The sequence below is a fragment of the Nocardioides hungaricus genome, from assembly GCF_054782915.1.
The window spans coordinates 1-18,216 of the sequence record NZ_BAAGRO010000049.1; the positions used below are offsets into that span (position 1 = coordinate 1).

The window sequence follows — 18,216 nt, forward strand, 5'->3', positions numbered from 1 at the left end:
GGTACTAATAGGCCGAGGGCTTGTCCCACAAACCCTCAACCAAAACAACAACACACCCCGCGTCCACAACAGGTGTTGACCAACAACCTGTTAACCAACACCTGTTGACCAACACCTGTTGACCAACCAAATACCTGGTCGAAGGGGCTTGCGTGAACACCCCGCAAGCCCACCGACCACCAGAGTTACGGCGGCCATAGCGAAAGGGAAACACCCGGACCCATCCCGAACCCGGAAGTTAAGCCTTTCAGCGCCGATGGTACTGCAACCGAGAGGATGTGGGAGAGCAGGACGCCGCCGAACAAACATTCCAGCAGGGTCACCCTCATCGAGGGTGGCCCTGCTGGGCATTTCGGGCCTATTTCCCTCCACAGCACCGCGTTCCGTCACGTCGATCCACAGACGTGGCCGGCGAGCGGGGTGAGTGTCGGACCTCGCGCGGAGTGTTGTGCGTGGAGGTGATGTGCGATGTCCGCACCGAAGACAGATGTGAAGACAGAGGCGACGAACGAGGTCCGCCTGGTCGGCCGGGTGTCCCAGGACCCCGACGAGCGCGTACTGCCGAGCGGTGACACCGTCTGGACGTTCCGGGTGGTGGTGCCGCGCGATCGTGGCTCCGGGAAGTCCCGCCAGACGGTCGACGCCATCGAGTGCGCCGCCTGGTCGAGTCGCGCGCGGAGGTCGGTGAGCGGCTGGTCGGCCGGCGACGTGGTCGAGGTGACCGGGGCACTGCACCGGCGCTTCTTCCGCGCCGGGGGCGCGGTCGCGTCCCGCGTCGAGGTCGAGATCGCCTCCGGCAAGGTCATTCGTCGCGCAGCGACCGGATGAGCACCCCGATGTTCGGCTTGGGCTGGAACGACGTCGCCTTCTCCGGTAGCAGCCGGTCCGCAGCGCAGGTCGCCAGCACCTGTCCGAACTCCGGCGCCGGCATGAGCACGGCGACGCCGTGACGCTTCGCGAGGTCCTGCAGCGCGTCATCGACCGCATGGTGGTACGCCGTGCGGGTCGGCCGGTGCTCGAGCGCCGGCACCAGGACGTCGTGGAGGACCTCCACCGCGACCCGGTCCGGCGGCAGGTCGAGTTGGATCGTGGCCCAGCCGGTGCCGTCGGTGACGACGAGCCGGTCGGGTGCCAGGGCCGCCACCGCCGGCTGCGCGGCGGCCTCGGCCCACCGGGCGCCGCCCCGGTGGGCCGCAGCCCTCATGCCGGCGAGATCGATGCCTCCCAGTACCCGGTGGATCGGTCCGAGGTAGAGGGGGGTGTCCTCCTGGTCGACCAGCATCGCGAGGCCGGCGTCGGTGGCCGGCCGCGGGTCCTCGCGCTGCATCCGGAGGTAGGCGGCGTACCGGTGGTGACCGTCGGCGATGAGCGCGGTCGTGGGCGCCAGTTCGTCGTCGACGAGCCGGATCTCCTCGGGATCGGTGACCGCCCAGAGCCGGTGCTGCTGGTCCCCGCGGTCGATGAATGCACGGAGCGGCGGACGCTCCTGGACGGCGTCGAGGAGGCTGCGCACCGCCGGAGACCCGCGGTGCACCAGCAGGATCGGCGCGGGGTTGACCTGCATCTCGGTCATTCGGACGGCAAGCTCGTCGGCCTGGGCAGGGCGGATCCCCTCGTGCGGCAGCACGGCCACGTCGTCGCGACCCGAGGCCCGCCGACCGATGTCCAGGGCGCCGGCGAGACCGCGGACGGTCATGCCGCCGGTCGTGTACTCGTGCAGGTAGAGCCCGGGCAGGTCGTCGTGGGTGACCTGGCCCTGGCGCTCCCAGCGCAGGAGCCGCTTGGTGACCTCCCGGTAGGGCCGGGTGAACGCGCGGACCGACGACGGCGCGCCGATCCGTCCCGGAGCCAGCGAGAGGCCGCGAAAGGGCAGGAGCCGCAGCGGTCGCGCCACCTGGGGCGGGGGGACCAGGGAGCCGGCTTCCATCGGAGCATCGTAGGGTGCGAGCACGTTCACACCGTCAGGAGGCACGCGTGCTCGGCTCGTCGGATCAGGCCCTGTGCCGCGGGTACGACCTCGCGATGCTGGACCTCGACGGAGTCGTCTACGTGGGCGGCGACGCCGTGCCGGGCGCGCCGGAGCACCTGGCGAAGGCGCGCGCCGCCGGGATGCGGCTGGCGTTCATCACCAACAACGCCTCCCGTCCACCGGACCGGGTCGCCGCACACCTGCGCGAGCTCGGGGTCGAGGCGGAGGCCGCCGACGTGGTGACCTCCGCGCAGGCCGCGGCGCGCCTGGTCGCGGAGCGGTTCGGGGCGGGTGCGCGCGTGGTGTGCCTGGGTGCCGACGGGCTGCGGGACGCGCTGGTGGCGGCCCGGCTGGTCCCGGTCGGCGCGGACGACGAGGCGGCGGCGATCTGCACGGGGTACGGGCCGGACGTGCGCTGGTCGGAGATCATGCGCGCGGCGGTGCGGATCCGCGACGGCCTGCCGTGGGTGGCGAGCAACACCGACGCGACCTTCCCGGCCGAGTTCGGCGTCGCGCCGGGCCACGGCGTCCAGGTGGAGATGCTGCGCCGGTTCACCGGCGTGGACCCGGTCGTGGCCGGCAAGCCGGCGCGGCCGCTGCTGGACGAGACCGTCCGACGAGTCGGTGGTCGGCGTCCGCTCATGGTCGGGGATCGGCTCGACACCGACATCGAGGGCGCGCACCGCGCCGGCCTGGACTCGCTGCTGGTCCTGACCGGGGTGACCGGCCTGGCGGAGCTGGTGGCGGCCCCGGAGGAGCTGCGGCCGACGTACCTCGCGCGCGACCTGGGCGGTCTCACGGAGGAGCACGGCGTGCCCGAGCGCGTGCCCGGCGGGTTCGCGCTAGGCGGCTGGCAGGCGCGCGCGACCGACGGCCGCCTGGACGTGGCCGGGGACGGAGCCCCGGACGACTGGTGGCGGGTCGTGGCCACCTGTGCGTGGGCGCACCTGGACGAGACCGGAGACCCGGTGCACCTGGCGGGCGTGCAGGAGCTCGCGCGATAGCCTCGGACCATGACCGAGGAGCCCGCATTCCCGACCCCGGCGGAGGACCCCGGCGAGCCCGAGACGGTGCCGCCGGAGCCGGAGCGCGTCCGGACGGGGGTGGCCGGCGTCGACGAGGCGATCATCGCCGTCGAAGAGCTGGAGGAGCGTCCGCTCGAGGAGCACGTGGGTGTCTTCGAGACCGTGCACGACCGGCTGCGCCGGGCGCTCGACGCAGGCGACGACCCGGCCTGACGTGCCCCCGCGACGCCTGCGCCTGGACGCCGAGCTGGTCCGCAGGGGACTGGCCCGGTCCCGCGAGCACGCCAGCGAGCTGATCGCGCAGCGGCGAGTGACCGTGTCCGGCGCCGTGGCCACCAAGCCCGCGACCGGCGTCACGACCGACCTGGCGATCGTGGTGGCGGCCGACCCGGACCGCCCGGAATACGTCTCCCGAGGAGGGCACAAGCTGGCCGGCGCGCTGGCGGCGTTCGAGCCGGAGGGGTTCGTGGTCGAGGGGCGGCGCTGCCTGGACGCGGGCGCGTCCACCGGCGGGTTCACCGACGTGCTGCTGCGCCACGGCGCGAGCAGGGTGGTGGCGGTCGACGTGGGGTACGGCCAGCTGGCCTGGAAGCTCCAGTCCGACGAGCGGGTGCTGGTCCGCGACCGGGTGAACGTCCGCGAGCTGACCACGGAGATCACCGGTGGGACTGTCGACGTGGTCGTGGGCGACCTGTCGTTCATCTCGCTCGAGCTGGTGCTGGACGCGCTGATCGGTGTCACCGCGCCGGACGGCGACCTGGCGCTGATGGTCAAGCCGCAGTTCGAGGTCGGCAGGGAGAGGGTGGGCAAGGGCGGCGTGGTCCGCGACCCGGGGCTACGTGCAGAGATGGTGGCCAAGGTGGCCGCCGCAGCGGCGCAGCGCGGCTGGGGCACGCGGATGGTGGCGACCAGCCCGCTGCCGGGGCCGTCCGGGAACGTGGAGTTCTTCCTGTGGTTGCGACGAGGCCCGGCGAGCCTCGACGAGGACGCCATCCGCACCGCGGTGCGCGCCGCCGCGCCACGGGGGGCCGCGGGTGAGAGGGTGGAGCCGTGACGAGCCCCGAGCCGACGGTGCCGACCCGTCGCGTGCTGCTGGTCGCCCACACCGGGCGCGACGACGCACGCGCGGTGGCGCGCGCCTTCGCCAAGGCGCTGACCGCGCACGGGCTGACGGTCCGGCTGCTGCACGGCGACGCGGCCGAGCTCGGGCTCGACGCGGCCGACGGCACCATCGAGGTCGTCGCCGACGATGTCGCAGAGCAGGTCAGCGAGGACTGCGAGCTGGTCGTGGTGGTCGGCGGCGACGGCACCATCCTGCGCGCGGCGGAGCTGACCCGCGGCTCCGGCACCCCGGTGCTCGGGGTGAATCTCGGGCATGTCGGGTTCCTGGCGGAGGCGGAGTACGAGGACCTGGAGTCGACGATCGAGTCGATCGTCGGCCGGCGCTACGCGATCGAGGACCGGCTCACGCTGGACGTGACCGTGCACCGCGACGGCGAGGTCGTCGCCCGCACCTGGGCGCTGAACGAGGCGAGCGTCGAGAAGGCGGCCCGCGAGCGGATGCTCGAGGTGGTCGTCGAGGTCGACGGGCGCCCGCTGTCGCGCTGGGGCTGCGACGGGGTCGTGTGCGCGACGCCGACCGGCTCGACGGCGTACAACTTCAGCGCCGGCGGCCCGATCGTGTGGCCCGGTGTCGAGGCGCTGCTGATGGTGCCGATCAGCGCGCACGCGCTGTTCGCCCGGCCGATGGTGGTGGCGCCGACCTCGGCGCTGGCGGTCGAGGTGCTGGCGCGGACCGACGGGTACGGCGTGCTGTGGGCCGACGGGCGGCGGGCGTTCGACCTCCCGCCCGGTGCGCGGATCGAGGTCCGCCGCGGGGCGACCCCGGTGCGGCTGGTGCGGCTGCACGAGGCGCCGTTCACGGACCGGCTGGTGGCCAAGTTCGGGCTGCCGGTCGAGGGCTGGCGCGGCTCGACCGAGCGCCGCCACAGGGGCGGCGATGCTTGAGGAGATCCGGATCGGCCAGCTCGGCGTGATCGACTCCTCGACGCTGGAGCTCGGTGCCGGGCTGACCGTGATCACCGGTGAGACCGGTGCCGGCAAGACCATGATCGTGACCGCGCTCGGGCTGCTGCTCGGCGGCCGTGCCGACAGCGGTGCCGTCCGCACCGGTGCTAAGACCGCTCGGGTCGAGGGCGTGGTGCGGGTCGGGGACCTGGCCGAGTTCGCGGCCGCGGTCGAGGACGCCGGGGGCGAGGTCGAGGACGACCGGGTCGTGCTGGCCCGCACCGTGTCGGCCGAGGGGCGCTCGCGGGCGTTCGTCGGGGGCGCGTCGGTGCCGGTGTCCTCGCTGGCCGGGGTGGCCGAGCCCCTGGTGGCGGTGCACGGCCAGTCCGATCAGCACCGGCTGCTCCGGGCGCGGGCGCAGCGCGAGGCGCTGGACCGGTTCGGAGGGGAGGCGCTGGCGGGGCTGCTGAGGACGTACGCCGACCGGTACCGCCGTCTCGAGGTGGTCGAGCGCGAGCTGGACGAGGTCGTGGCGACCGCGCGGGAGCGCGCGCAGGAGGCCGACCTGCTGCGATTCGGCATCGACGAGGTGGAGACGGTCGCCCCGGAGCCCGGGGAGGACGCCGCGCTGGCGGCCGAGGAGGCTCGGCTGGGATTCGCCGACACACTGCGCACGGCGGCCGAGCAGGCCCGCGAGGCGCTCTCCAGCGAGCAGGGGGATCCGGACGCCCTCGCGACCACCTCGGCCGCGCGGACGCTGCTCGACGGCGTCCGCGAGCACGACGCCGAGGCGGGGGAGCTGGCCGACCGGCTGGCCGAGATCACCTACCTGCTCTCCGACCTGGCGGCCGACGTGGCGTCGTACGCTGCGCGGATCGACACCGACCCGGCCCGGCTGGCCGCGGTGTCGGAGCGGCGGGCGGCGCTGACCGCGCTGACCCGCAAGTACGGCGAGACGATCGACGAGGTGCTGGCGTGGTCGGAGCGCTCCACGACCCGGCTGCTGGACCTCGACCACACCGACGAGCGGATCGGGGAGCTGCGCGCCGAGCAGGAGGTGCTGACCGCCGAGCGCGAGGTCGCGGCCGCGGCGCTGACGGCCGCGCGGACCGAGACGGCCGGGCGCCTGGGCGAGGAGGTCACCGGCGAGCTCGCGCTGCTCGCGATGCCGTACGCCCGGCTGAGGGTCGAGGTGCGCCCGAAGGGGCGGTTCACCGCGTCGGGGGCCGACGAGGTCGAGCTGATGCTGGCCGCCAACACCGGCTCCGAGCCGCGTCCGCTGGCCAGGGGAGCCTCGGGCGGCGAGCTGTCCCGCGTGATGCTGGCCCTCGAGGTCGCGCTCGCGGGGACCAGCCCGGTGCCGACGTTCGTCTTCGACGAGGTCGACGCGGGCGTCGGCGGTGCCGCCGCGGTCGAGGTCGGCCGGCGGCTCGCCCAGCTGGCGCGCAGCGCCCAGGTACTCGTCGTCACGCATCTGCCGCAGGTGGCGGCGTACGCCGACCGCCACGTCGTCGTCGAGAAGTCCTCCGACGGCACCGTCACGAGCTCTGGCCTCACCGTGCTCGACGACGAGCAGCGCGAGCGGGAGCTGTCCCGGATGATGGCGGGCCTCGCCGAGTCCGACACCGCGATCGCGCACGCCCGCGAGCTGCTCGACGTCGCGCAGGAGGCCCGGGCCGCCCGCTGACGCGCCCGGCGTCTCCCGGTCCGCGCCGTCTCGGTGCGTCGGGATCGGACGGAGCCATCCCGCTGACGTAGGATGGAGTTCCGTGAGTAGTGGGACGCCGACCAAGCACGTGTTCGTGACCGGAGGCGTCGCCTCCTCGCTCGGGAAGGGGCTGACGGCGTCCAGCCTCGGCAGCCTCCTCAAGGCGCGCGGTCTGCGGGTCACGATGCAGAAGCTCGACCCGTACCTCAACGTCGATCCCGGGACGATGAACCCGTTCCAGCACGGCGAGGTGTTCGTCACCGACGACGGCGCCGAGACCGACCTCGACATCGGCCACTACGAGCGGTTCCTCGACACCGACCTGAGCCAGATCGCCAACGTCACGACCGGGCAGGTCTACTCCAGCGTGATCGCCAAGGAGCGCCGCGGCGACTACCTCGGCGACACCGTGCAGGTCATCCCGCACATCACCAACGAGATCAAGGACCGCATCCTCGCGATGGGCGGCACCCGGCCGGACGGGCAGGGCGTCGACGTGGTGATCACCGAGGTCGGCGGCACCGTCGGCGACATCGAGTCCCTGCCGTTCCTCGAGGCGGCCCGGCAGGTGCGCCACGACATCGGCCGCGACAACTGCTTCTTCCTCCACGTCTCGCTGGTGCCCTACATCGGCCCGTCCGGCGAGCTGAAGACCAAGCCCACCCAGCACTCCGTGGCCGCGCTGCGCCAGGTCGGCATCCAGCCCGACGCGGTGGTCTGCCGCGCGGACCGCGAGCTGCCGGAGTCGATCAAGCGCAAGATCTCGCTGATGTGCGACGTCGACCAGGAGGCCGTGGTCACCGCGGCCGACGCGCCGTCGATCTACGACATCCCCAAGGTGCTGCACCGCGAGGGGCTCGACGCCTACGTCGTACGCCGCCTCGACCTGCCCTTCCGCGACGTCGACTGGACCGTCTGGGACGACCTGCTGCGCCGGGTGCACCACCCCAAGGAGGAGGTCACGGTCGCGCTCGTCGGCAAGTACGTCGACCTCCCCGACGCCTACCTCTCGGTCGCCGAGGCGCTGCGCGCCGGCGGCTTCGCCCACGAGGCCAAGGTGCAGCTGCGCTGGGTCGCCTCCGACGAGTGCCAGACGCCGGCCGGCGCCGCCAGGCACCTGCAGGACGTCGACGCGGTCTGCGTCCCGGGCGGCTTCGGCGTCCGCGGCATCGAGGGCAAGCTCGGCGCGCTCACCTACGCGCGCACCCACGGCATCCCGACGCTGGGCCTGTGCCTGGGCCTGCAGTGCATGGTGATCGAGTACTCCCGCACGGTGCTCGGCCTGGAGAAGGCCGGCTCGACCGAGTTCGACCCGGACACGCCCGAGCCGGTCATCGCCACCATGGCCGAGCAGCTGGCGTTCGTCGAGGGCGCCGGCGACCTGGGCGGCACCATGCGCCTGGGCCTCTACCCGGCCGCGCTCAAGGAGGGCTCCATCGCCCGCGCGGCGTACGGCGCCGCGCAGATCGACGAGCGCCACCGGCACCGCTACGAGGTCAACAACGCCTACCGCGAGCCGCTCGAGGCGGCCGGCCTGGTCTTCTCCGGCACCTCGCCGGACGACCGCCTGGTCGAGTTCGTCGAGCTCCCGCGCGACGTCCACCCCTACTACATCGCCACCCAGGCCCACCCCGAGCTGCGCTCGCGGCCGACCCGGCCGCACCCACTGTTCGCGGGCCTGGTCGGCGCGGCGATCGAGCGGCAGAAGGAGCTGCGGTTCCCGATCGACGAGTCCGGGCTGCGCCGCGAGCCCGAGGACGACTGATCCGGGTGCCGGAGCCCGCCGACGTCCCCGCACAGTGGCCGGTGGCAGAGAGCCGCCTGGAGTACGACGGCGGCTGGGTCGTGCGCCTGCGCACCGACGCCGTACGCCGCCCGGGGCATCCCGGGGAGGAGCCGTTCTCCCGGCTCGTGGTCGAGCACCCCGGCGCCGCGATCGTGCTGGCGGTCGACGACGAGGACCGGGTGCTGTGCCTGTGGCAGTACCGGCACGCCGTCGGCCAGCGCCTGGTGCAGCTCCCGGCCGGGCTGCTCGACGTCGAGGGGGAGGAGCCGCTCGCGGTCGCCCGCCGCGAGCTGGGCGAGGAGGGCGGCTACGAGGCCGCCGAGTGGACGCACCTGCTCTCGGCGTACTCCTCCGCGGGCATCCTCGGCGAGACCTCGCACTACTTCCTCGCGCGCGGGCTGACCGAGGTCGGCCGCGGCGACTTCGAGCCCGAGCACGAGGAGGCCGAGATGGAGATCGGCTGGGTGCCGCGCGCCGAGCTCCGCGAGGCCGTGCTGGCCGGGCGGGTCCGCGACGCGCACCTGGCCCTCGCGCTCCTGGCCGCGGAGGCTCGGGAGCGGGCATGAACGGCCTGCAGCGCGCGGTCCGCACCTACCTCGACCACCTCTCGGTCGAGCGCGGGCTCGCGGCGAACACGCTCACGTCGTACCGCCGGGACCTGCGGCGCTACCAGGAGTACCTTGCGGAGGCCGGGATCGAGGATCTCGACGCGATCAGCGAGGCGACGGTGTCGGCGTTCCTGGTGCGGCTGCGCGAGGGCGACGCGGAGCACCCGGCGCTGAGCTCGACCTCGGCGGCGCGCACGGTCGTGGCGGTGCGGGGGTTCCACAGGTTCGCGGTGGCCGACGGGCTCGCGACGGTCGACCCTGCCAGCGGCGTGAAGCCGCCGGCGCCGGCCAAGCGGCTGCCCAAGGCGCTGCCGCTCGCCGACGTGGAGGCGATCCTCGAGGCCGCCGGCGCGCCCGGCACCACGCTCGCGCTGCGCGACCGGGCGCTGCTGGAGGTGCTCTACGGCACCGGCGCCCGGATCTCCGAGGCGGTCGGCCTCGACGTCGACGACCTCGACCTGGTCGACGGCACGGTGCTGCTGCGCGGCAAGGGCGGCAAGGAGCGGATCGTGCCGGTCGGGTCCTACGCCCGCGACGCGGTCGACGCCTACCTGGTGCGGGGGCGGCCGGAGCTGGTGGCGGTCTCGACGGGCTCGACCAATGGCGGCGCGCTCTTCCTCAACGCCCGCGGCGGCCGCCTCTCGCGGCAGTCGGCGTGGGCCGTGCTGGTGCGCGCGGCGGAGCGGGCCGGCGTGACCCGGGACGTCTCGCCGCACACCCTGCGGCACTCGTTCGCCACCCACCTGCTCGACGGCGGCGCCGACGTGCGCGTCGTCCAGGAGCTGCTCGGCCACGCCTCGGTCACGACGACGCAGGTCTACACGCTGGTCACCGTCGACAACCTGCGCGAGGTGTTCGCCACCGCGCACCCCCGGGCTCGGGACTGAGGCCCGTGACCGACCTCCTCGACGAGATCACCGCGGCGGCGTCCGCCCGCGGCCTGGAGTTGTACGCGCACCAGGAGGAGGCGATCCTCGCCCTGCTGGCGGGCGAGAACGTCGTCCTCGCGACGCCGACGGGCTCCGGCAAGTCGCTGGTGGCCGAGGCCGCACACCGGGCCGCGCTCGCCGAGGACCGGGTGTCGTTCTACACGGCGCCGATCAAGGCCCTGGTGAGCGAGAAGTTCTTCGCGCTGGTCGCGGAGTTCGGCGCCGCCGACGTCGGCATGCTCACCGGCGACGCGTCGGTCAACCCGGACGCGCCGATCATCTGCTGCACCGCCGAGGTGCTCGCCAACATCGCACTGCGCGAGGGCGCCGCGGCGGACGTCGGGCTCGTGGTGATGGACGAGTTCCACTTCTACGCCGAGCCCGACCGGGGCTGGGCCTGGCAGGTGCCGCTGCTGGAGCTCACCGAGGCGCAGTTCCTGCTGATGTCGGCCACGCTGGGCGACGTCACCGACCTGGCCGCCGACATCACCCGGCGCAACGGTCGCGAGACGACGATCGTGGCGGACGCCGTACGCCCCGTGCCGTTGACGTTCTCGTGGGCGACGACGCCGCTGGCGGACACGCTCGAGGAGCTGGTGACGACCGGTCAGGGGCCGGTCTACGTCGTGCACTTCACGCAGAAGGACGCCGTCGAGCACGCGACCAACCTGCTCAAGGCGGGGTGGGTGCCCAAGCCCGACCTCGGCGAGCGCCTGGACCATGTCCGGTTCGGCGCGGGCTTCGGCAAGACGCTCAACAAGCTGCTGCGGCGCGGGATCGGCGTGCACCACGCCGGGATGCTGCCGCGCTACCGGCGGCTCGTGGAGCAGCTCGCGCAGGCCGGTCTGCTCGGCGTCATCTGCGGCACCGACACCCTCGGCGTCGGCATCAACGTGCCGATCCGGACCGTGCTGTTCACGGGGCTGGCCAAGTTCGACGGCAGCCGGCAGCGGATCCTGCGGTCGCGGGAGTTCCTCCAGATCGCCGGGCGCGCGGGCCGGGCCGGCTTCGACACCGCCGGGTACGTCGTGGTGCAGGCGCCCGAGCACGTCATCGAGAACGAGCGACTCAAGGCGAAGGCCGCCGCACGGCAGGCCGCGGGCCGCAAGAACAGCAAGGCGCAGCTGAGGAAGCCGCCCGAGGGCACGGTCGTCTGGAGCGAGCAGACCTTCGACAAGCTGGTCTCCGGCGAGCCCGAGCCGCTGGTGTCGCGGATGAGGGTCGACAACGCCATGCTGATCAACGTCCTGGCGCGCGAGGAGGACGCCTTCCCGGTGCTGCGGCGGCTGCTGACCGACAACCACGAGGATCCGCGCCAGCAGCGGCGGCTGGCCCGCCGGGCACTGCGTCTCGCCCGATCGCTCCTGCACTCCGGCGTACTCACCCGGCTGGCGGAGCCCGACTCCTTCGGGCGGCGGTACGTGCTGACGGTCGACCTGCCGGTGGACTTCGCGCTCAACCAGCCGCTCGCGCACTTCGCGCTGGCCGCGCTCGACGTGCTCGACCCGGAGGTCGAGGAGCACACCCTCGACGTCGTCTCGGTGATCGAGGCGGTGCTGGAGGGGCCGCGGCAGGTGCTGATGCAGCAGCAGTACGTCGCCCGCGGCGAGGCGGTCGCGGAGATGAAGGCCGACGGGGTCGAGTACGACGAGCGGATGGCGCTGCTGGAGGAGGTGACCTGGCCGCGTCCCCTGGCCGAGCTGCTGGAGGCGGCGTACGAGATCTATCGCCAGACCCACCCATGGCTTGCCGAGGACGCTCTCCAGCCGAAGTCGATCGTGCGCGAGATGTTCGAGCAGGGGATGAGCTTCACCGACTTCGTGTCGCGCTACCAGCTCGCGCGGTCGGAGGGGCTGGTGCTGCGCTACCTGACCGACGCCTACCGCACGCTGCGCCAGACCGTGCCCGAGCAGCACCGCACGCCGGAGCTGGAGGACCTGGTCGAGTGGCTGGGGGAGACCGTGCGGCAGACCGACTCCTCGCTCCTCGACGAGTGGGAGGCGCTGGCCGACCCGTCGCACGTCCGCCCGGACGCTCTGCGCAACTTCGGGGGTCACCACGAGCCGCCGCCGTCCCCGCGCCCGATCTCGAGGCAGTCGCGGGCGTTCGCGGTGATGATCCGCAACGCGATGTGGCGCCGGGTCGAGCTGGTCGCCCGCGACGACCTGGACGGCCTGATGGCGCTCGAGCGCGCGGCCGCGGACCGCACCGACCCGCCGGCGGAGGTGCCGATGACCCGGTCGGCGTGGGACCAGGCGATCGAGGAGTACTACGCCGAGCACGACCGGGTGCTGCTCGACGCCGACGCCCGCGGCCCTGCTCTCCTGGCCGTGGTCGAGTCGGGCCGGACCTGCCGGGTCAGCCAGACGATCCACGACCCCGAGGGCCACCACGACTGGGTGATCGAGGCCGAGGTCGACCTGGACGCCTCCGACGAGGCCGGCGAGCTGGTGCTGCGGACGACTGCGATGCGCTGTCTGGGCGGCTGATTCGCCGTCGAGACACCCGAACTGGCCCTCAGAACGGCGGTTTGAGGGCCAGTTCTGGTGTCTCGACGGTCTCGGCGGCAGCCGAGGACACAGTCAGCTCATGAGACAGAAGGCGTTGGGGCAGGAGTCCAGCCAGGGGAGGCCGCCGGCGAGGGAGGAGATCTGCTTGGCTCCGGTGGCGTCGTCGACCCAGAGCAGCGCCCAGACCGGCTTGCTGCGCTGCGCCTTCGCGGTGGAGGTGATCAGCGAGGGCCGCCAGGAGCCGGCGGTGTCGGCGGCGGGGCCGATCTCGGTGATGGTCATGCGCGGGACGCGCTTGGCGACGGCGGCGTACCCGGCCATCGAGGGCCGCTGGCTGCGGTGGCTGCCGGTCGAGGGCCAGTAGCTGTCGATGCCGGCGAGGTCCACGGCACGCGGCAGCAGCTTCTCCGGGGCGACGATGCCGCGGCGGGTGGCGGCGGCGAAGGAGTAGGCCCACACGACGTTGTCGACGCCGGCGGCCCAGGCGCGCCCCTGCATCCGGCGCCACAGCGCCTTGAACGTGGCGGGGGACGGGCGGCCCCACCAGAACCAGTCGCCGTTGACCTCGTGGAACGGGCGGAAGACCACGGCCACGCCGGCGGCCTGGAGCTCGGCGAGTACGGCGAGCTGCGCGTCGTAGTCCGCCCAGAAGGTCTCGGCCTCGGGGGTGTCGCGGAGCAGCGCGCCGACGTCGCGCCAGCTGCGGTCGTCGTACGGACCGCCGGTGCGCGGGTTGGGCGCGTGCCACGACGCGGTGAGCACGGCGCCGTCCTGCGCCAGCGCGATGAGGTCGGCGATCGCCCGGTCGTAGAAGGGGAACTCGTAGGTCCTGGTCTTGCCGAGCTCCCACAGGTCGAACCCGACCACGCCGACCCGCCGGCCGCCGAGCGCGGTCAGCGGGGCGAGGTACTGCTCGTTGGACATGTTGAGCTGCTGGCCGACGCCCATCAGGCCGGCCGAGCGCCACCGGTCCAGCCGGGCGGCCAGGCAGCGGGCGGCGGTGGTGGCCGCCGGGTCGACGAGCGCGACCCGCGGGGTGCAGGCCCCGGTGGTGTACACGCGGAGCGTGACCGGCGCGGACGCGATCTCGCCGCGGCCGTTCCAGGCCCCGGCGACCACCCGCAGCACCTGCGGGCCCGGCGCCGTCGTGTCGAGCGGTACGACGGCGCGGCCGGTCGTGCCGCCCGCGGCATCGGCGACCGGGGCCCATGAGCCGTCGCCGGCGCGGCGCTCGACGGTGAGCGGTCGGCCCGGCTGCGCGGTCGAGAGCTGGGCGACCAGCGCCGCCGGCTCGCCGACGGTGACGACCGGGGGAGCGAGGCGGGTGCTGAGCGTCGTACCGCCCTTCCGCGCGTCCGGCTCCGGGCGCGCCAGAGCAGGGGTCGCCACGGCCGAGATCAAGCCCCCCGTGAGCAACCCCGCCAGCAAGACCGTCACGGCCCCCCGTGGTCGCACGCCACCAGTCTAGGGTCGAGGGCATGACCGATGTCGCGACTTCCCACAATCCGCAGGCCAGCCGCTACGAGGCGCACCTCGACGGCGAGCTCGCCGGGTTCGCGGAGTACGAGCTCACCGACGCCCTCGTGGTCTTCACCCACACCGAGGTCGACGAGCGGTTCGAGGGGCGGGGCGTCGGGTCGGCGCTCGCCCGGTTCGCCCTCGACGACGTCCGCGCCGCCGGCACCCGCAAGGTGCTGCCGCTGTGCCCGTTCGTGAAGGGCTGGATCGGCAGGCACCCCGACTACGTCGACCTCGTGTACGGCGCCCCGGCCAGCACCGCCAGGGACTGACAGCTCCTCCACAGGCCAGCTCCTCCACAGGCCAGCTCCTCCACAGGACTGTGCACAGGAACGCGTTTCCTGTGTACCCCGAGGCTGCCCGACTGCACAGTCCATCAACAGATTCCCCTGGGGGGCTGGGGGTTTCCGGCTTCGGCTTGTTCGGTGTCGGAGGGCGGTCCTAGAGTCGCCGCAGTCGGCAACAAGTCGTCGTGTCGACATAGGGACAGCGACATAGGGTTAGGGAGCATCGGATGAGCGCAGGCGGCACCTTCGGAGGACCACCGGTCACCGGCAGCGCCGCCGGCGAGATGCCGCCGCTGGTGCGCCCGCCCGCCCCTGAAGCAACCCCTGAAACCCCTGAGGCAATCGGAGAGGACCACGTGGCTGACGCCCTGCCGTTCGAGCGGCCCGCGAGCAAGGCGGAGCTCGGCCCCACCGGCCGGCCGATGCCGGACCTGCCGGAGCCGAGGCCGCTGACCACCCACGGCAACGCGCGCGTGATCTCGATGTGCAACCAGAAGGGCGGGGTCGGCAAGACCACGACCACGATCAACCTGGGGGCGTCGCTGGCGGAGTACGGCCGCAAAGTGCTGCTCGTCGACTTCGACCCCCAGGGCTCGCTGTCGGTCGGCCTCGGGCTGAACCCGCACGAGATGGAGCTGACCGTCTACAACCTGCTGATGCAGCGCGACGTGGACCTCCACGAGGTGGTCGTGCCCAGCGGCGTGCCGGGCATGGACCTGCTCCCGTCCAACATCGACCTCTCCGCCGCCGAGGTGCAGCTGGTCCACGAGGTGGCCCGCGAGCAGACGCTGCAGCGGGTGCTCGGCCCCGCGATCGCGGAGTACGACGTCATCCTCATCGACTGCCAGCCCTCTCTCGGCCTGCTCACCGTCAACGCGCTCACCGCGTCCGACGGCGTGATCGTGCCGCTGGAGTGCGAGTACTTCGCGCTGCGCGGCGTGGCGCTGCTCAAGACCACCATCGACAAGGTGCGCGAGCGGCTCAACCCGCGCCTGGAGATCGACGGCGTCCTCGGCACCATGTACGACGGCCGCACGCTGCACAGCCGCGAGGTGATGGAGCGGCTCGTGCAGGCGTGGGGCGACCAGGTCTTCCACACGGTCATCCGCCGCACCGTGAAGTTCTCCGACTCGACCGTCGCAGGCGAGCCGATCACGACGTACGCCTCGTCGTCGCCCGGCGCGGACGCCTACCGGCAGCTGGCCAAGGAGGTGCTGGCTCGTTGTCTCGACGGGTGAGCCTTCCGACCGCCGACGACCTGTTCCGCCCGACCGCCCCGACCGCCGAGCCCGAGCAGGCGCCCGCGGAGGAGGAGCAGCCGAGCGGGCGGAAGAGGCCGAGCGGCCGGGTCCGGCACGACGAGAAGATGACGGTCTACGTCACCTCCGACGAGCTGCTCGACCTCGAGCACGCGCGGCTGGTGCTGCGCCGCTCGCACGGCCTGGCCGTGGACCGCGGCCGGCTGGTGCGCGAGGCGATCGCGATGGTGCTGGCCGACTTCGACGCCCATGGCGACGACAGCGCCCTGGTGCGACGATTGACCGAGGAATGACGGCTCAGCAGGCAGCCCCGGACACCGGGCCCCACGCCGGGCCCGACACGGCGCCCGCCTTCGAGGTCCGGCTCGACAACTTCGAGGGCCCCTTCGACCTGCTGCTGAGCCTGATCGCCAAGCACAAGCTGGACATCACCGAGGTCTCCCTCTCAAAGGTCACCGACGAGTTCATCGAGCACGTCAGGGCCGGCGGGTCCACCTGGGAGCTCGAGCAGACGACGTCGTTCCTGCTCGTCGCCTCGACCCTGCTCGACCTCAAGGCCGCCCGGCTGCTGCCGCAGGGCGACGTCGAGGACGAGGAGGACCTCGCCCTGCTGGAGGCGCGCGACCTGCTGTTCGCGCGGCTGCTGCAGTTCAAGGCGTTCAAGCAGGTCGCCGCGGTGCTCGAGCAGCGCCTCGCGTCCGAGGCGCGCCGGCACCCGCGGGCGGTCGGTCTGGAGGACCGGTTCGCCGGCCTGCTGCCGGAGGTGCTGATCGGCATCGGCCTGGAGCAGTTCGCCCAGCTCGCGGCCAGGGCGATGGAGCCCAAGCCGATCCTCGAGCTCTCGCTGCAGCACATCCACGCCGCCAAGGTGAGCGTGCGCGAGCAGGCCGCCCTGGTGGTCGACCGGCTGCGGCGGCAGGGCACGATGACCTTCCGCGCCCTGTGCGGCGACTCCCCGGACCGGCTCACCACGGTCGCCCGGTTCCTGTCGCTGCTGGAGCTGTTCCGCGAGGGTGCGGTGGCCTTCGACCAGGTGACGCCGCTGGGCGAGCTGACCATCCGGTGGACCGGCGGCGACGACGCGGACGTCGACGACCTGATCACCGACGAGTTCGACGGGGCACCGCCGGAGGCGGAGCCCGCCGCAGAGGAGGGGACCGATGACCGAGACGACTGACGAGACGCTCGCCGTACCCGTGGCGGAGCTGCGCCCCTCGCTGGAGGCGCTGCTCATGGTCGCCGACCAGCCGCTGGACGAGATGACGCTGGCGACGGCGACCGGCTACCCGACCGAGGAGGTCGTGCTCGCGCTCCGGGGCCTGGCCGTGGAGTACGCCGAGCAGGGCCGCGGCTTCGACCTGCGCAACGTCGGCGGCGGCTGGCGCTACTACACCCGCGACGAGTACGCCGCCGTCGTGGAGGGCTACGTCCTCGACGGCCAGCAGGCGCGGCTGACCCAGGCGGCGCTGGAGACCCTCGCGGTGGTCGCCTACAAGCAGCCGGTGTCCCGCGCCCGGGTCTCGGCGATCCGCGGTGTCAACGTCGACGGCGTGATGCGCACGCTGCTGACCCGCGGCCTGGTCGAGGACGCCGGCCAGGACCACGAGACCGGCGCCAACCTCTACCGCACGACCGGCTACTTCCTGGAGCGCATCGGGGTGCAGTCGATCGACGAGCTGCCCGAGCTGGCGCCGTACCTCCCCGACATGGACGACCTCGAGGACGAGCTCGCCGAGATGGTGGCCACGCCGCCGGTCGCCTCGGAGTCGGCGCCCGAGGAGCCGCACTCACCGCACTCGGGCGACGGCACCGAGCCCGACGGCGGGACCGAGCCGACGTGAGCGGCGATGTCGGGATCGAGACCGACGACGAGGGCCTGATCCGGCTGCAGAGGCTGCTAGCCCAGTCCGGCGTGGCGTCCCGGCGCCGGTGCGAGGAGCTGATGCTCGACGGGCTGGTCGAGGTCGACGGCGAGGTCGTCACCCGGCTCGGCACCAAGGTCGACCCGCGCACCGCGGTGGTCCGGGTCGACGGCAAGCGACTGCCGCCGGTCTCGGAGCAGGTCTACCTGGCCCTCAACAAGCCGCGCGGCGTCGTCTCCACGATGTCCGACCCGGAGGGTCGGCGGAGCCTCGGCGACCTGGTCGCGGACCGGCCCGAGCGGCTCTTCCACGTCGGCCGCCTCGACACCGACACCTCGGGGCTCATCCTGCTCACCAACGACGGCGACTTCGCCCAGCGGATGGCGCACCCGTCGTACGAGGTGGACAAGACCTATGTCGCCGAGGTGGCGGGCGAGGTCTACCGGCGGACCGTCAAGCAGCTGCTGGAGGGCGTCACTCTGGAGGACGGCCCGGTGACCGTGCGGAGGGTGCGCATCGTCGAGGCGTCGGCGGCGAAGTCGATCGTCGAGCTGGTCATCCACGAGGGCCGCAACCGGATCGTCCGCCGGCTGCTCGACCACGTCGGCCACCCGGTGCGCCGGCTCACTCGCACCGCGATCGGCCCCGTCGCCCTGGGCCGGCTCAAGCCCGGCGAGATGCGCGACCTCACCCTCGCCGAGCTCGGCTCGCTGCTGGACAGCGCGCAGCTGTGACGTGGTGGGCGTCC

The 18,216-nt window shown here is 73.1% G+C and carries 18 protein-coding genes and 1 rRNA gene; 17 read left to right on the forward strand and 2 right to left on the reverse strand.

Annotated features, from left to right (window positions below):
* Positions 1-186: 186 nt before the first annotated feature.
* Positions 187-303: ribosomal RNA gene (rrf, locus tag ACYVKX_RS18405) — 5S ribosomal RNA — on the forward strand.
* A gap of 165 nt (positions 304-468) precedes the next feature.
* Positions 469-828, forward strand: a complete 360-nt coding sequence (locus ACYVKX_RS18410) for a single-stranded DNA-binding protein (RefSeq protein ID WP_460835132.1) — start codon at positions 469-471, stop codon at positions 826-828.
* Here ACYVKX_RS18410 and ACYVKX_RS18415 read toward each other — a convergent pair.
* Entirely contained in the window at positions 803-1,927 is a 1,125-nt protein-coding gene (locus ACYVKX_RS18415; RefSeq protein WP_460835133.1) for a DUF1015 family protein, read from the reverse strand. The genes ACYVKX_RS18410 and ACYVKX_RS18415 overlap by 26 nt on opposite strands.
* Before the next feature lie 47 nt (positions 1,928-1,974).
* Here ACYVKX_RS18415 and ACYVKX_RS18420 point away from each other — a divergent pair, with 47 nt between their 5' ends.
* The 9 genes from ACYVKX_RS18420 to ACYVKX_RS18460 all read left to right on the forward strand — a co-directional run bounded on the left by ACYVKX_RS18420 (position 1,975) and on the right by ACYVKX_RS18460 (position 12,521).
* Positions 1,975-2,973, forward strand: coding sequence for an HAD-IIA family hydrolase (locus ACYVKX_RS18420; protein WP_460835134.1), 999 nt, complete (start codon positions 1,975-1,977; stop codon positions 2,971-2,973).
* Positions 2,974-2,982: 9 nt separating this feature from the next.
* Complete coding sequence (locus tag ACYVKX_RS18425; RefSeq protein ID WP_460835135.1) at positions 2,983-3,207, forward strand: hypothetical protein; 225 nt, start codon at positions 2,983-2,985, stop codon at positions 3,205-3,207.
* 1 nt (position 3,208) lies between these two features.
* Positions 3,209-4,048, forward strand: coding sequence for a TlyA family RNA methyltransferase (locus tag ACYVKX_RS18430; protein ID WP_460835136.1), 840 nt, complete (start codon positions 3,209-3,211; stop codon positions 4,046-4,048).
* Complete coding sequence (locus tag ACYVKX_RS18435) at positions 4,045-5,001, forward strand: NAD kinase (RefSeq protein ID WP_460835137.1); 957 nt, start codon at positions 4,045-4,047, stop codon at positions 4,999-5,001. The genes ACYVKX_RS18430 and ACYVKX_RS18435 overlap by 4 nt, the downstream gene beginning before the upstream one ends.
* The gene (gene recN, locus ACYVKX_RS18440; RefSeq protein ID WP_460835138.1) at positions 4,994-6,688 is read left to right on the forward strand and encodes a DNA repair protein RecN; all 1,695 of its coding nucleotides are present in this window, start codon (positions 4,994-4,996) and stop codon (positions 6,686-6,688) included. The genes ACYVKX_RS18435 and recN overlap by 8 nt, the downstream gene beginning before the upstream one ends.
* Before the next feature lie 82 nt (positions 6,689-6,770).
* Positions 6,771-8,474 carry a CTP synthase gene (locus ACYVKX_RS18445; RefSeq protein ID WP_460835139.1) on the forward strand — a complete coding sequence of 568 codons (1,704 nt, stop codon included), beginning with the start codon at positions 6,771-6,773 and terminating at the stop codon, positions 8,472-8,474.
* Between the two features lie 5 nt (positions 8,475-8,479).
* Positions 8,480-9,061: an NUDIX domain-containing protein gene (locus ACYVKX_RS18450; protein ID WP_460835140.1), complete on the forward strand. Its 582-nt coding sequence runs from the start codon at positions 8,480-8,482 to the stop codon at positions 9,059-9,061.
* A complete protein-coding gene (xerD, locus tag ACYVKX_RS18455) occupies positions 9,058-9,990 on the forward strand; it encodes a site-specific tyrosine recombinase XerD (protein WP_460835141.1) in 933 nt (310 codons plus the stop codon). The genes ACYVKX_RS18450 and xerD overlap by 4 nt, the downstream gene beginning before the upstream one ends.
* A 5-nt stretch (positions 9,991-9,995) precedes the next feature.
* Entirely contained in the window at positions 9,996-12,521 is a 2,526-nt protein-coding gene (locus ACYVKX_RS18460; protein ID WP_460835142.1) for a DEAD/DEAH box helicase, read from the forward strand.
* A gap of 93 nt (positions 12,522-12,614) precedes the next feature.
* Here ACYVKX_RS18460 and ACYVKX_RS18465 read toward each other — a convergent pair whose 3' ends face one another.
* Entirely contained in the window at positions 12,615-13,931 is a 1,317-nt protein-coding gene (locus tag ACYVKX_RS18465; protein ID WP_460835143.1) for a glycosyl hydrolase, read from the reverse strand.
* An 89-nt stretch (positions 13,932-14,020) separates the two neighbouring features.
* Between ACYVKX_RS18465 and ACYVKX_RS18470 the strand changes: the two genes are divergently transcribed.
* The 6 genes from ACYVKX_RS18470 to ACYVKX_RS18495 all read left to right on the forward strand — a co-directional run bounded on the left by ACYVKX_RS18470 (position 14,021) and on the right by ACYVKX_RS18495 (position 18,202).
* Positions 14,021-14,332, forward strand: coding sequence for a GNAT family N-acetyltransferase (locus ACYVKX_RS18470; RefSeq protein ID WP_460835144.1), 312 nt, complete (start codon positions 14,021-14,023; stop codon positions 14,330-14,332).
* 371 nt (positions 14,333-14,703) lie between these two features.
* The gene (locus ACYVKX_RS18475) at positions 14,704-15,585 is read left to right on the forward strand and encodes a ParA family protein (RefSeq protein WP_460835145.1); all 882 of its coding nucleotides are present in this window, start codon (positions 14,704-14,706) and stop codon (positions 15,583-15,585) included.
* Positions 15,570-15,899 (forward strand): hypothetical protein, encoded by a 330-nt coding sequence (locus tag ACYVKX_RS18480; RefSeq protein ID WP_460835146.1) that lies wholly within the window; start codon positions 15,570-15,572, stop codon positions 15,897-15,899. Before ACYVKX_RS18475 ends, ACYVKX_RS18480 begins: the two co-directional genes overlap by 16 nt.
* The gene (locus tag ACYVKX_RS18485) at positions 15,896-16,783 is read left to right on the forward strand and encodes a segregation and condensation protein A (protein WP_460835147.1); all 888 of its coding nucleotides are present in this window, start codon (positions 15,896-15,898) and stop codon (positions 16,781-16,783) included. The genes ACYVKX_RS18480 and ACYVKX_RS18485 overlap by 4 nt, the downstream gene beginning before the upstream one ends.
* A complete protein-coding gene (gene scpB / locus ACYVKX_RS18490) occupies positions 16,767-17,447 on the forward strand; it encodes an SMC-Scp complex subunit ScpB (RefSeq protein ID WP_460835148.1) in 681 nt (226 codons plus the stop codon). The genes ACYVKX_RS18485 and scpB overlap by 17 nt, the downstream gene beginning before the upstream one ends.
* A complete protein-coding gene (locus ACYVKX_RS18495; protein ID WP_460835149.1) occupies positions 17,444-18,202 on the forward strand; it encodes a pseudouridine synthase in 759 nt (252 codons plus the stop codon). The genes scpB and ACYVKX_RS18495 overlap by 4 nt, the downstream gene beginning before the upstream one ends.
* Positions 18,203-18,216: the final 14 nt, after the last annotated feature.

Excerpts from the sequence above, each read along its gene's own strand:
- ACYVKX_RS18410 (WP_460835132.1), top strand. The coding sequence starts at position 469 with ATGTCCGCACCGAAGACAGATGTGAAGACAGAGGCGACGAACGAGGTC.
- ACYVKX_RS18415 (WP_460835133.1), bottom strand. The coding sequence starts at position 1,927 with ATGGAAGCCGGCTCCCTGGTCCCCCCGCCCCAGGTGGCGCGACCGCTG.
- ACYVKX_RS18425 (WP_460835135.1), top strand. The coding sequence starts at position 2,983 with ATGACCGAGGAGCCCGCATTCCCGACCCCGGCGGAGGACCCCGGCGAG.
- recN (WP_460835138.1), top strand. The coding sequence starts at position 4,994 with ATGCTTGAGGAGATCCGGATCGGCCAGCTCGGCGTGATCGACTCCTCG.
- xerD (WP_460835141.1), top strand. The coding sequence starts at position 9,058 with ATGAACGGCCTGCAGCGCGCGGTCCGCACCTACCTCGACCACCTCTCG.
- ACYVKX_RS18470 (WP_460835144.1), top strand. The coding sequence starts at position 14,021 with ATGACCGATGTCGCGACTTCCCACAATCCGCAGGCCAGCCGCTACGAG.
- ACYVKX_RS18485 (WP_460835147.1), top strand. The coding sequence starts at position 15,896 with ATGACGGCTCAGCAGGCAGCCCCGGACACCGGGCCCCACGCCGGGCCC.
- scpB (WP_460835148.1), top strand. The coding sequence starts at position 16,767 with ATGACCGAGACGACTGACGAGACGCTCGCCGTACCCGTGGCGGAGCTG.